10 protein-coding genes and 1 other annotated feature are annotated in these 13,186 nt (G+C 40.6%); of the genes, 1 reads left to right on the top strand and 9 read right to left on the bottom strand.

The window, feature by feature from the left end:
• Window positions 1-69: 69 nt before the first annotated feature.
• The 8 genes from P8P68_RS01395 to P8P68_RS01360 form a co-directional block, all read right to left on the bottom strand.
• Window positions 70-2,841 (bottom strand): J domain-containing protein, encoded by a 2,772-nt coding sequence (locus P8P68_RS01395; protein WP_278276027.1) that lies wholly within the window; start codon window positions 2,839-2,841, stop codon window positions 70-72.
• A 13-nt stretch (window positions 2,842-2,854) separates the two neighbouring features.
• Window positions 2,855-4,519: a molecular chaperone HscC gene (locus P8P68_RS01390; RefSeq protein WP_278276026.1), complete on the bottom strand. Its 1,665-nt coding sequence runs from the start codon at window positions 4,517-4,519 to the stop codon at window positions 2,855-2,857.
• Between the two features lie 175 nt (window positions 4,520-4,694).
• Entirely contained in the window at window positions 4,695-5,054 is a 360-nt protein-coding gene (gene rplT, locus P8P68_RS01385; RefSeq protein ID WP_000124830.1) for a 50S ribosomal protein L20, read from the bottom strand.
• A 51-nt stretch (window positions 5,055-5,105) separates the two neighbouring features.
• On the bottom strand, window positions 5,106-5,306 hold the full coding sequence (gene rpmI, locus P8P68_RS01380) for a 50S ribosomal protein L35 (protein WP_001125942.1): 201 nt from the start codon (window positions 5,304-5,306) through the stop codon (window positions 5,106-5,108).
• Window positions 5,307-5,338: 32 nt separating this feature from the next.
• Entirely contained in the window at window positions 5,339-5,869 is a 531-nt protein-coding gene (gene infC / locus P8P68_RS01375; RefSeq protein ID WP_000848185.1) for a translation initiation factor IF-3, read from the bottom strand.
• A 15-nt stretch (window positions 5,870-5,884) separates the two neighbouring features.
• Window positions 5,885-6,016, bottom strand: a sequence feature (ribosomal protein L20 leader region).
• Between the two features lie 72 nt (window positions 6,017-6,088).
• The gene (locus tag P8P68_RS01370) at window positions 6,089-8,329 is read right to left on the bottom strand and encodes a DNA internalization-related competence protein ComEC/Rec2 (RefSeq protein ID WP_000084755.1); all 2,241 of its coding nucleotides are present in this window, start codon (window positions 8,327-8,329) and stop codon (window positions 6,089-6,091) included.
• Complete coding sequence (locus P8P68_RS01365; RefSeq protein ID WP_000452009.1) at window positions 8,313-8,963, bottom strand: helix-hairpin-helix domain-containing protein; 651 nt, start codon at window positions 8,961-8,963, stop codon at window positions 8,313-8,315. Before P8P68_RS01365 ends, P8P68_RS01370 begins: the two co-directional genes overlap by 17 nt.
• Before the next feature lie 66 nt (window positions 8,964-9,029).
• Window positions 9,030-9,599, bottom strand: coding sequence for a GNAT family N-acetyltransferase (locus tag P8P68_RS01360; RefSeq protein ID WP_000443757.1), 570 nt, complete (start codon window positions 9,597-9,599; stop codon window positions 9,030-9,032).
• Between the two features lie 175 nt (window positions 9,600-9,774).
• On the opposite strand from P8P68_RS01360, the gene ald reads away from it, so the two are divergent.
• Window positions 9,775-10,887 (top strand): alanine dehydrogenase, encoded by a 1,113-nt coding sequence (gene ald, locus P8P68_RS01355; RefSeq protein WP_049501030.1) that lies wholly within the window; start codon window positions 9,775-9,777, stop codon window positions 10,885-10,887.
• A gap of 188 nt (window positions 10,888-11,075) precedes the next feature.
• Here the strand turns inward: ald and P8P68_RS01350 are convergent, their stop codons facing one another.
• Entirely contained in the window at window positions 11,076-13,130 is a 2,055-nt protein-coding gene (locus P8P68_RS01350) for a G5 domain-containing protein (protein ID WP_278276025.1), read from the bottom strand.
• Between the last annotated feature and the right edge of the window lie 56 nt (window positions 13,131-13,186).

Here is a 13,186-nt window from a genome sequence, read left to right as displayed (position 1 = left end):
CTATTATACCTTTATTCAGGAAAATTTACTAGAAACTTGAACCAGAGTCCTCTTCTCTACGCTTTCATTCTAAGCAGCACTTTTACGATTTTCCTTGCGTATATTGCGAATAAGGAAAAGCATGATCAGGACAAAAAGTCCCTCGAGGAAGTAGAACGTAAATTCGCTGTTCATGATTAGTAAGTCTTTGTAATGATAGTTATTACCGAAAACTGAATTTGGTGCAAATAGGATTCGGAACAGTCTTCTTAGGAAAATAAAGATCTGCAATCCATAAATCATAAAGACCTTCTTCACACCAATCATGAAGCCTTGTTCCTTTGTAAAATAAGATAAGGCAATTCCATTTAACAAGAGGATAACAGTTATAGCCAGTGTTTCATTTCGTAGAATAGTTGGATCAAAGATATCTAAACGGCTGTGAATATATGGCAACGTTTGAAAGAGTAGGATTCCCAAGATTGCTGGTATGAAAATTTTCTTCAGAGATGGTGGAAATCCAGGACTGAATCTTGTAAAAGACAAGCAAATCACAAGGATTGCAAAAATATGGAAGTAGGCTGTTGCAACTCCTGAAATAGTCTGGCTTTGATTTACCAAAGCAGAAAGAAAACCAGCAGAAAGAAAGATACCGATAGGAATCAGCTTCTCCAAAGAATAATCCCACTTCAGCCCCTGACTCACTTGGAAACCATCGATGAAGCTGAAAAATGTAATGAACATAAGGGCACCAATGAGACCAAATGGTAAGGATGGAATGACGAGGATTAATAACAAGATTAATAGGAACCATGGATGAGGACTGTAGTAGAATTTCCGTTTTTCTCCTCTAGCAGTCACTCCCTCCTCAATCGGTGTTTTCCTTAATTTTAGCATATAGACGTAAAAGAGTGAAAACATGCCCGCATGAACCCATGAATTATAACCAGGTCGCTCTATAATACTAAGTAGCAAACATACAATCGTAAAGAGACCAGAGAAAAGCTGAAGGAACTTATTTTTAAAGACTTGTCTTTTTTTCCAATCCAAATAAGAGTGCTTAGCCTTTGGATGACAAAGTTCATAAGCATAAACTGTCATCTCTTCTAGTTTCTGGTCTGTCTCCTCCGTCATCATTTGGGGAGCCATTTTAGAAGTAGGAAAAGGAGATAAAACATATCTCAGGAGCTCGCCATCTGTAAACCGATGGTACTCCTTATAGATCTGTTGAAGCAAAATCGTTAGAATGCGTGGTCTTCCTTTAAAGTAGCTTCTCCACTTTTCCCAATCATTGATATCTTCATCGCTCTTAGTGAGCTTATCCACATAAAGATAACCTTCATTGTACCAGTAATCAAAATTTTCTTTTTTATCTAGTGCATACTCCTCTACCACTGAAGGATAGTAATGGATACTCTTCCAGAAATGGAGTTTTTTCAGGTAAGGATTTGATTCCTCATCACTGTAACGCTCCACAAATTGGAGAACGAGGGCTAACACTTTCGCATTGGTTAAAGGATAGACGTCCACCTTTTCTAACAAATCAAGTAGGAGCGTGTGATCTTTGACTGATTCAAAAAGGTATTGCCAATCACGTAACAGTTTATACTCATCTTCATACTGAGCATGGAGCAACTCATAGAAGGCTGCCTCAACTTCATCTGGATTATCTAGAAAGTAGTGACTAAAGTCAACGTTTTCTCCCAGCTCCCCTTTTACTTCGTCTAAGTAATCAGCCAAGTCATTCAAGAGTGGATAATCCTCTTCAAATATGACTTGTCGGTTTTTTTCAAGAATATAGGTTAAAACGGGCACACTCTTGATTATCTGACGATTTTGATTTACTTGATCTAAGACCATAAAGCTCAGATAGGGGTGCTTGAAAAACTCTATCCAAGAGCTCAATTGATTTGCTTGGTTAGAATCTTGAAGAATTTCTTGGCAAAGTTGATAAGAATAATAGAATTCTTCAGTGGCTTCATGTGCGCTTTCAAGCGAACTGCCTTCCTCTTCTGCTATAGCTCTTTTAACTTTCCAATACTTCAGCTTATAGTAATAGCCCCAGTACTTAAAGTCAGGTATATAATCTTCCAGCAAGGGGATGAGGATAGAGAATTGCTCCGGTTTGTTAAAAATATAAACATCCATTTCCTCTAAAACGGATTGAACAATGTCCATATCATACTGATACTGATGAAAGAACTGACGCCATAGATGCTCTTGTTCCTCTTGGTTATACCCGTCGTTTCCAACAATACTTTCAATCGCATTTTGGATCAGATAGGTTCCTTCATTATAACCACTAAAGTCAAGAGTAGACCTTGTTGTTCCTTCTTGCCCTTGGTTCTCTTCGTCACCAAACGTTTCAAAGTTGAGGGTATTCGTAGCTCTTTCTTCAGAATCTCCATTTAGCTGAACTTCCTCATCATAGTCACTAAAGTCAAGGGTGGACTTTTGCTTATCCTCTTCTGCTTTAAAGGTTTCAAAGTTAAAGGAATCGCTGAATTTATCAGTCGATTGCTGATAATCACTGAAATCAAGACTAGATCTTTCAGACTCTTCGTTCTCAGTATTCGTTTCTTCAGTCAAGTTTTCAAAGTGGAGACTAGAGTTAGGCTTTTCATTCGCCTCTTCTTCAAGTTCAGCAGCTTCTTGAGAGTCACTCGCTTTTCTTAGACTATTTTCTGGTTTTGTATTTCTAGATCTCACATAAGTCAAGGCTTTTTGATAAGCTTCAACAATTTCTTGGTAAATTTCTGGTTGGTCTTCTGGGTGATAGAGCCGAACCAGTTCAGCATAACGCCTTCTAATAAGCTTGACGTCAGTCGTTGGCTCTATCCCTAAAGTTTCCCATATATTCATAAGGTCTCCTCTTTTACAGTCCTCGCTCTAGGAAGTCTAAATAGTTTGAAAATGATTGATAAAGTTTTGGCAAATGATACACAGATGCTTGACTGACCTCTTCTTCAAATCGTCTAGTTTCAGCCATTAGCTCATCTCTTCTTCTCCCCAAGAGCATACTGTACACGCGATTCGCTTTTTCAATCAAGAAACGATAAACCTCTGTTTCTTGAGCATTAATCTTATAGCGAGTCAACTCTGCTTGCTTAGCCTTGATTTCCTTTTCTGTCAGAGTAACACTATCTTGGAGAATAACATGACTAAAGACTTCCTGTGTTGAATCAATTTTCACTTCGACATCCAAAATCCCATTTAAATCATAGGTAAAACGAACTGTGAAACTTTCATTTTCTCTAGTATTAACAGGGACGGGAACTTCTAATTCTCCTAGAAACAGGTTTTGTGATGCCTTCATCATCTCACCTTGATAGACCTTTATCTTGACTTGGCTCTGTCCCAATTCAGCCGTGTAGTACTGCTCAATGCGTGAAGCAGGTAGGGTAGAATTTCGCTCAATAATCGGTGAAAAACGGTCTCCAACTATCTCAATCCCCAGTGTAAAAGGACAAATATCAGACAGCAACAAATCTCGAATCTCACCCTGGCGTTCTTTGATTCCTGCTAGAAGGGCACAACCTCTCGCAATCATCCGATCAGGATCATCCGAAACCTGCACCACTTGATTGATACAGTAGGATAAAAAGTCCTGAACCAAGCGGAGTTTCGAAGTCCCCCCAACAAGAACAAAGTTATCTGATGATACATAGCTATAGCGTGCATCCATCAAGGCACGGTCCAAAACGGCCTTAACACGGGCTAGCAGAGGTTGACAAAGCTCATAAAAACGCTGGTAGCTCAAGTCTAAAGTGTATTCCTGTTCTTGGTCCAGAACTGTCATCTTCACTTCTTCTTTCTCATTGAGTTCTAGTTTAGTCTTTTCAGCCTGTACCAGAATTTTGCCATAAAATTCACGGGAAATCGTATCCTTGGTTAATTTATTGGAGACTAAAAATTCCTCAGCAATTGCTGCAGTAAAATCCTCTCCTCCCAAACGATTGTCCCCTGCAATCGACACGATTTCAACAATATTATCAAACAACTCAACAACTGAGATATCTAGCGTACCCCCACCAAAATCGACTACAATAAAAGATTGATCTTCTTGGTTTACCATAGATCTTTTAGCAAGAGCCGCTGCGGAAGGTTCATTGATAATCCGATCAATCTGAACGCCTGCAAATTTCCCTGCTAGTTTGGTCGCATAGCGTTGAGCATCATTGAAATAGGCTGGAACACTGACAATCACTTCCTCGACCTTTTCTCCAAGATAGGTCTCTGCATCGTCTACCAACTTTCGAATGATAAAAGAGCTCAATTCTTCAGCCTTATATGCTCGATTTCCTAGTGTCAACTCATGCTTGGTCCCCATAAAACGCTTGAACTGTGAAACCGTCTTGTCTGGATGGGTCACCAAACGTTCCTTGGCAATTTTTCCAACTATGATTTCATCATTGTCATCCAAAGCCACAACAGAAGGAGTCAAATATTCACCAAAAGCATTGGGAATCAGCTTGACCTGGCCATCCTGGTATACCCCTACTAAAGAATTAGTCGTTCCTAAATCAATACCTACTATCATTTTCTTGTAACTCCAAATCTTTTTTAGATATTCCTATTATACAGGAAATATCCTATTTTCTTTGAAAAAATCTGTCATTTACTCTTTAAAATCGAAAATCGTTTAAGGAAAATAAAAAAGTTTCACCCTACTCTTGCGGTAAAAACCACGAGAGTAAGAATGAAACAGTTTGTCATTATTTACCAAGTTTTGCTTTAGCTGCATCTGCAAGTGCTGTGAAAGCTGCTGCATCGTTAACAGCCAAGTCAGCAAGCATTTTACGGTTAACTTCGATTTCAGCCAATTTCAAACCATGCATCAATTGTGAGTATGAAAGTCCGTTCAAACGAGCTGCCGCATTGATACGAGTGATCCACAATTTACGGAAGTCACGTTTTTTCTGACGACGGTCACGGTATGCATAGTAGTAAGAGTTCATTACTTGTTCTTTTGCAGTACGGAACAAGATGTGTTTAGCTCCATAGTAACCTTTTGCTAATTTAAGAATACGTTTACGACGTTTGCGTGATACAACGCCACCTTTAACACGTGCCATGTTTTATTTCCTCCAAATATTTCCTAGAATTGTTTACTTACTGTTAGGCTATTATTTCAAGCGAGTAAGCATTGCTTTAATACGTTTGAAATCTCCTGAATGCACCATAGATGCTTTACGAAGATGACGACGTTGTTTCTTAGTTTTTCCGTGGAAACGGTGAGAAGTGTAAGCACGGAAACGTTTAAGTCCACCAGAACCTGTACGTTTGAAACGTTTAGCTGATGCGCGGTGTGTTTTTTGTTTTGGCATGATTTTTTCTCCTTTATTTAACTTTCTGACAATTATTTTTTGTCAGTTACTGGCGCCAACTGCATGAACATTTGGCGTCCATCCATCTTAGCTCGTTGTTCGATGATCGCAATATCTTGTGTTGCTTCAGCAAACTCGGCTAAAACTTTTGCACCAATCTCTTTATGGGTGATCATACGCCCTTTAAAGCGAATGGATACCTTAACTTTATTTCCTTTTTCAAGGAACTTGCGTGCATTGCGAAGTTTTGTGTCAAAGTCACCCTTGTCAATAGTTGGACTCAGACGAACTTCTTTCACAGTAACAACACTTTGTTTTTTACGTTGTTCTTTTTGCTTTTTCTGATACTCAAATTTGAACTTACCGTAGTCCATAATTTTAGCAACAGGTGGTTTTGCTTGGGGTTGAATCAATACTAAGTCAACATTTGCACTATCAGCTAATGCTTGCGCTTCGCTGAGTGGCTTGATGCCTAGCTGTTCTCCCTCAAGACCGATCAAGCGAACTTCACGTACACGAATTTCATCATTGATGAATAAGTCTTGCTTTGCTATGGTTTTCACCTCTTTTTTATTATTAGAGAAAAACAATAGCGGACTCGTAATGATACAAGCCCGCACGTTATGATAGCGTTTCTTAGAAACTTTTCATCCGTAGGGCCAGGCAACTTGATGTCACAAGGCGAGAAGCTCTCACTTCTGCTTTTCTCAACTTTTATATGATACCAAGTTTTCTATTCCTTGTCAAGATAAAAAGTCAATTTTTCGAAAAGTTTGTCTATTTTATCGAACCGTTTCAATTCTCCAACTATTCCATCCTTTAAAGCGGATAGCCCCTTGCTGGTCAGTTCGGTAAATCTTACTCTTGATACTTTCCAGTCGTGTCAAGGTTTCCTGATGGGGAAATTTCGTATGATTGTTTTTTCCAACTGAAATGAGAGTAATCTCTGGTTTGAGTTTTTCGAGGAAAACTGGATTGGATGAGGTTTTAGCACCATGTTGGCCCGCTTTCAAGACATCCACCTCTAGGTCAGGATAATGCTTCAGCAAGTCCTTCTCTCCCTTCTCTTTCAAATTTCCTGTGAAGAGAAAGTGCTTATCCAAGAGTTTTCCATAAAGAACCAGGGAAGCATCACGATCCCCATCTCCAATTTTCCTTGAAGATAGGACTTCTAACTGACTTCCAAAAATTAGCAAGTTATCTCCTACTGTCACACTGCGTACCTTGGTTTGGCTTGCTTCTAGTTCTGCCACAAATTCCTTCTGTGTCAAACTTCCTTTTGATACTAAAATCTCCCCGATATGGAAAGCCTTGGTCACCTCCAGCAAATCTCCAATATGCTCCTTATCTGTATTTGTCAAAATCAGCTGGTCAATCTTGTCTACTCCTCGACTTTTAAGATAGGGAATCAAGGTTCTCTGGGCATTGCTGGTTGTCGCCTTTTCTTGCCAGTCCTCGATTTTCTTACTAGCTTCTACCTTACCACCAACATCTATGAGAATGGTTTTACCAGTCACATCCCGTAGGAAAATACTCTCCCCTTGCCCTACATCCAGCATGGTAATTTCATTTTCAAGTGGATGCTTGGTCAGGAAAAAGAGCCCCACAATAAAGAGACTGAATCCTGCTAGTCTTTTGATGTTTTTCCTCATGTCATAGACCAAGGCTAATGAAACTAACAGTAGAATCAACAGCCATGCGTTGGGTTGACCAAAGACCAGAGGCCTGCTTGCCAGCTGCGATACCAAGCGAATGATGTTCTCCAACCACTCAAAGACAAGGTTAAACTGAGTGACTGGGTAAACAAAAGACAGGATGAATAAGATGGACAAAAGCGGTAAGAAGACCACATCAAACAGAAAGGAAAAGACAAAGGTCAAAAGAATAGACCAAGGCTGAAATTCTGCAAAATAAAAGGATAGAATGGGTAATATTCCCAAAGAAATGACCAGACTTTCTCTGGCAACAGCCTTGAGTCCCTCCCCTTCTTTGCTTGTCATGGTCAAGATAAAAGCATAAGCGCAAGACAAGACTCCTCCTGCTGTTAGGAAAAAGTTGGGCATGATGATAAAGAGGACAAGGACTGTTAAGGCAAAATTGTCCAAGCCCTTAACACCATGTTGGGCTAGTAACTTTTGTAAGAGACTACGAATGACCGAAGCTGAAAATCCTGTCAGACCTGCATAGATAAGGGAAAAGGGATAGGTTAGCCACTTCAACTTTTCTTGAGTCAAGCCCAATCGTAAGAGGAGTTTCTTAAAGGCATCCATAAAGAAGCCCACCTGCATACCAGACAAGGCAAAGAGATGGATAATTCCAAGACTGGAATAAAGCTCATTCATCTCCTCAAAGTCCGTGTCCAAATGTCCTAAAAGAAGACCTGTCATATAGTTGCGCATAGGATCTGGAAAGTGCATCTTGATCCAAACTACAGCCTTTCGACGTAAACTAGACAGATTTTCTCCTATATCCCAACTGCTAACCTGTTTCATTGACTGGATACTCTTGATAGTCAAAGTTTGGTAAATTCCTTGAGTCTTCAGATAGGCTTGGTAGTTAAAGCCACCAAAATTCCTCTGCCCTTCGGGTTCCGAAAGTTTTCCTTCTAGTTCAATCTCATGAAGGTCTGTTAAGGTCTGAAAGAGCTCTTTCTCTTCCTCGGACTGGAGTTTATAGTAAACTTGGAAGGTGTGACCCTCAGCCTTGCCCCGAAAGGACAGACTATCCCCATTGACTTTGATGGTATCTGGTGAAATCCTCACCTTTTCAACATAGCCAACCAAGTCTTGACTCACTTGTGTCTGTTGCCAGTTTTGAAACAGAAACCAAAATCCAAAAACTCCACAAATCGCTAGAACTTTTCCAGCCGGTTTCCAAGGAAATTGGAAAAAGAGACAGACGAGCAAAAAAACAAAACCTAGCAGTGCGAGATAGGACGCTCCTAAAATGGCATAGTAAAGCCAGAGCAACAGAAAGCTCAGATAGATTAGGGGGATAGGGAAATTCTTAATCCACTGTGACATAATCTTTTAGCTTTTCTATGGTCTTTGCGCCAATGCCAGAGACTTTCTTTAATTCATCTACCGACTTGAATTTGCCATTTGCCTCACGATGGTCGATAATATCCTGGGCTCGTTTGCCACCAAGTCCTTTGACCTGCTTGAGTTCTTCCAGACTGGCCTTGTTGAGATTGACCTTCTTTTCCTTGCTCGTCGAAGAGGCCGTCCCAGAAGCAGTCTGTTGACTAGCTACTTCTTCTCCCTTAGTTGGAACGTAAACCAGAGCTTCATCACTAACTTTCTGAGCTAGATTGAGCGATTTGCTGTCTGCTTGCTCTGTCAAGCCACCCGCCTTTTGAACAGCATCATTGACACGACTACCTACTGGCAAGTCATAAATCCCTGGCGATTTAACAGCACCTTTGACATCTACTGTTATCAGATCTTGTTCAGGAGATTCTTCCTTCTCTTCCTTGTTCACTTCTTTTTCAGACGATGAATCCTTTGAAACAGCTGCGACTTCAGCCTGCAAATTTGTTTCTTTCACAGATGTTTGTGAAGTTGGTTTTAACAGGAAAAATCCGCCTAAGGCTAAACCCAAACCAGCACAGATGACAATGATTTTATACTCTTTGATTTTTTCGATAATGACTTCCATATTTTCTCCTCTCTTAAGTTATTCGTAAGTGAAAGAAAAAAACAGCTGAAAAATCTTTTCAACTGCTTATTTATTTTCAAAATAGTCTTCCTTAGTCAAGACATAATGAACTCTTGTGATAATTCGACCTGGTTCTTTATTATCCATTTTGGCATAGGGTTCTTCGTGGGAAAAACGCATACCTGATTTCTCCATGACCTTTCCTGATGCGGGATTGTCTTTATCGTGAAGAGCGGTCAACTTGTTCATTCCAATCTTCTCAAAAGCCAGCTCAATCACGGAACGATTGGCTTCTGTCGTCAATCCTTGATTCCAATACTTTTGGTTGATAATGTAACCAATAGCTGCCTTCTTAAGAACAGGATCAATCTTGTGCAAGTCAATGGTTCCGATAAACTGACCAGTGCTTTTTAGTTCAATTCCCCACCGTCCCAAGGGATTAGCCAAGTATAACTGAGAGATGTTGTTCTTGGTCTCTTCTAGGCTTTGATTTGTTGGAAAAGTGTAGCGTGTATTTTCTCTGTCTGAGGCATACTCAAACATAGCTTCTGCATCGTCCAAGGTTACAGGTCGGAGCAATAAACGCTCCGTTTCTATAGATGGATACTGGGCAAATTTCACAAATATTGATTCCATACTTTTCCCTCCATTAGAGCTTGATTCTCACTAGTCTAGCATAAATAAATTTGGATGACAAGTTTTTCTTGATTTTTGAAGCGGTTTCATATACAATAAAACCATCACATTTTTGATTTATGGAATGGAATGTGACAACTAAAACAATCTAACAATTGAAAGGTAGGTTATCTCTATGTTAATCGGAATCCCAAAAGAAATTAAAAATAACGAAAACCGTGTTGCCCTCACTCCTGCTGGCGTCCATAGTTTAATCAGTCGTGGACATCGTGTTCTCATCGAAACAAATGCTGGTCTCGGTTCAGGATTTACTGATGCAGACTATCAAAAGCAAGGAGCTGAGATTGTCGCAACTGCTGCTGAAGCCTGGGCTGCCGAGTTGGTCGTGAAAGTAAAAGAACCACTAGCTTCTGAATATGGTTATTTGCGCGACGATCTTCTCCTCTTCACCTACTTGCACATGGCCGCTGCTCCAGAATTAGCAGGTGCTATGTTAGCAGCCAAAACAACAGGAATTGCCTATGAAACTGTTCGTGATAATCAAGGACAACTACCACTCCTCGTTCCTATGAGTGAGGTTGCAGGTCGTATGGCTGTTCAAATCGGAGCTCACTTCCTTACTAAGCAAGCTGGTGGTTCTGGTGTCCTACTAGGTGGTGTACCAGGTGTTCCAAAAGGAAAAGTAACCATCATCGGTGGTGGTGTCGTCGGTACACATGCTGCCCGCATCGCCCTTGGTCTTGGTGCTCAAGTGACTATTTTAGATATCAGTGCGAAGCGTCTCTCAGTTCTAGAAGAAGTCTTTGGAAACCAAATCCAAACTCTTATGTCTAATTCATTCAACATCGAAGCAAGTGTGAGAGATGCTGATGTGGTGATTGGTGCAGTTCTCATCCCTGGTGCCAAAGCACCGAAATTGGTGACAGATGAGATGGTCAAACAAATGCGTCCAGGCTCTGTCATTGTTGACGTTGCCGTTGACCAAGGTGGCGTTATCGAGACAGCTGACCGTGTGACAACGCACGATGAACCTGTCTATGAAAAATACGGTGTTCTCCACTATGCCGTTGCCAATATCCCTGGTGCGGTTGCCCGTACTTCTACTATCGCCCTAACCAATGTCACTCTTCCTTATATCGAAGCTCTGGCTGGCAAAGGATTCGCACAAGCAATTGCTGAAGATGAAGGCTTGCGTCAAGGTGTGACCACTTATCAAGGTTACTTGACCAGCCTCCCAGTCGCCCAAGGCCTGGGTAGAGATTTTACTTCTATCAATGAATTGGTTTAAAAATGGTTGACCATTCTTTCAAGCTAGAATAGACTCATACTACTCTACAAACTCCATAACATGATATCGTTTCTAACAACTTATCCATAGTAATTCGTTTTAATTTATAAAGAAAGAACCCAAGAATAAATTCTGGGTTCTTTTTAGTATTTCTGGTACAAAAGATGCTTTTGTACAATTAGAGAGCCTTAGTCCTTCTTACGAACGACAAAGCCGACTAGACCGGCGATAAATAAACCAATCATTGAAAGAAGACTGGTAGAAGCTGTACCTGTGCTTGGTAGAACTTTCTTATCTTGGCTTGCAGTTTCTTCTTTCTTAGTGCTTTCAGCTTGGTTCCCTGTTGTTACAGTATCTTTCTTAGTTCCAACTTCGACAACTTCGTCTACTGCTGGAGTAGTGATTGTACTTGATTTCTCAACACGACCAGTTTCAACGCCATCTGTGTATGTCACTGTATAAACAATGGTGCGAACACCCTTCTTACCAGCAGCTATCACTTGACGACTTCCTTCTGGAAGGTCTGCGTTCTGCACTTCTTTGACTTGGAAGGCAACATCTTCTGTCTTGGTCTCTTCCTTAGTCGTTACAACTGGCGCTACTACTTTCTTAGTTCCAACTTCAACAATCTCATCTACTGCTGGAGTGGTGATTGTGTTTGATTTCACTTCGCGACCTGTTTCAACGCCGTCTGTGTATGTCACTGTATAAACAATGGTGCGAACACCCTTCTTACCAGCAGCTTTCACTTGACGACTTCCTTCTGGAAGGTCTGCGTTCTTCACTTCTTTGACTTGGAAAGCAACATCTTCTGTCTTCGTTTCTTCCTTAGTCGTTACAACTGGGGCTACTACTTTCTTAGTTCCAACTTCGACAACTTCGTCTACTGCTGGAGTAGTGATTGTGTTTGATTTCACCTCACGACCTGTCTCTTTTCCGTCTGTGTAAGTGACTGTGTAAACAATGGTACGAACACCTTTTTGGCCAGCTGTCTTCACTTGACGACTGCCTTCTGGAAGATTTGGATTTGTTACTTCCTTAGTTTGGAAAGCAACATCTTCTGTCTTCGTTTCTTCCTTAGTCGTTACAACTGGGGCTACTACTTTCTTAGTTCCAACTTCGACAACTTCGTCTACTGTTGGAGTAGTGATTGTGTTTGATTTCACCTCACGACCTGTCTCTTTTCCGTCTGTGTAAGTGACTGTGTAAACAATGGTACGAACACCTTTTTGACCAGCTGTCTTCACTCGGCGAACACCTTCAGCTAAGAGTGCATTTTCAACCTCACGAGTCTGGAAGGCAACTTCTTCAGTTTTGGTTACTTCCTTAGTCGTTACAACAGCTTTTGAACCGGTATAAGTAATCTTGTTTTTGGCTGCTTTCTTGGTCTTGCGTGAAACTTCTTTACGAGATTTTTCAACACCATCCACTTTTGTCACTTCATAAGTGACTTCATCGATACCTTCTTCACCTTCTTCAACACGCGTTTGACCTTTATCCAGTGCTGGGTCTACTTTCGTTTCTTCTTTGAAAGCAACTTTTTCCTCTACAGTCACTGTTTCTTTGGTTTCTACACCTGTTTTCTTAGTTCCAACTTCGATGATTTCTTCTACTGGTTCTTTGGTAACTTTCTCGCTTTTCTTAGTACGAGCTGTTTCTTTACCATCTGTCAGTGTGATATCCCAAGTAATGGTCTTAGTACCTTTAACACCCGCTTGTTTCACATTGCGAGTACCTTCTGCAAGATCAGCATTGTTTTCGGTACGAGATGCATAAGGAATCTCTTCTGTTGTAGTGATTTCTTGATGCTCAACTTTTGGTTCCGCTGGTTGTTCTGTCTTACCAGCCAACAAAGCTTCAACCTTGGCTTTCAACTCATTGTAGCGAGCTTCATATGCCACAAAACCTTTTTGACCTTCTGGACTCTTCATTGCCTTCTTTGCGGTAGGAAGGTAGTTAGTAGCTTCCGACAAACTATCTTCTAATCCAGTTTTGTTGTCTTCATCATTAGGATTAGCTTTATAGTCAGCGATGAAAGCCTCTACATCATCAAGCATTCTTTTGAATTTAAGCGCAATGTTTCGCTCTGCTCCATCTGGAATTTCTTCATCTTCCGCCGGTGTTTCTTCTGCATGCACTGTTGGAATTTGATATAGATCTGGAGCTACATGATACGTTGCTACTCCAAGAGCGTTTAAAGCAAGTATTGAAATCCCTAACTTTAATAATTTTTTTCTACTCATTCTTTTTCCCTTAATTCATTTAATATATAGTAAGGAAGAGAGGAAATATTTCTACT

The sequence above is a fragment of the Streptococcus sp. D7B5 genome, from assembly GCF_029691405.1.
Classification (GTDB): domain Bacteria; phylum Bacillota; class Bacilli; order Lactobacillales; family Streptococcaceae; genus Streptococcus.
This window is presented reverse-complemented; position numbering and strand designations above follow the sequence as displayed.

Excerpts from the sequence above, each read along its gene's own strand:
- P8P68_RS01395 (WP_278276027.1), bottom strand. The coding sequence starts at position 2,841 with ATGAATATATGGGAAACTTTAGGGATAGAGCCAACGACTGACGTCAAG.
- P8P68_RS01390 (WP_278276026.1), bottom strand. The coding sequence starts at position 4,519 with ATGATAGTAGGTATTGATTTAGGAACGACTAATTCTTTAGTAGGGGTA.
- rplT (WP_000124830.1), bottom strand. The coding sequence starts at position 5,054 with ATGGCACGTGTTAAAGGTGGCGTTGTATCACGCAAACGTCGTAAACGT.
- rpmI (WP_001125942.1), bottom strand. The coding sequence starts at position 5,306 with ATGCCAAAACAAAAAACACACCGCGCATCAGCTAAACGTTTCAAACGT.
- P8P68_RS01370 (WP_000084755.1), bottom strand. The coding sequence starts at position 8,329 with ATGTCACAGTGGATTAAGAATTTCCCTATCCCCCTAATCTATCTGAGC.
- P8P68_RS01365 (WP_000452009.1), bottom strand. The coding sequence starts at position 8,963 with ATGGAAGTCATTATCGAAAAAATCAAAGAGTATAAAATCATTGTCATC.
- P8P68_RS01360 (WP_000443757.1), bottom strand. The coding sequence starts at position 9,599 with ATGGAATCAATATTTGTGAAATTTGCCCAGTATCCATCTATAGAAACG.
- ald (WP_049501030.1), top strand. The coding sequence starts at position 9,775 with ATGTTAATCGGAATCCCAAAAGAAATTAAAAATAACGAAAACCGTGTT.
- P8P68_RS01350 (WP_278276025.1), bottom strand. The coding sequence starts at position 13,130 with ATGAGTAGAAAAAAATTATTAAAGTTAGGGATTTCAATACTTGCTTTA.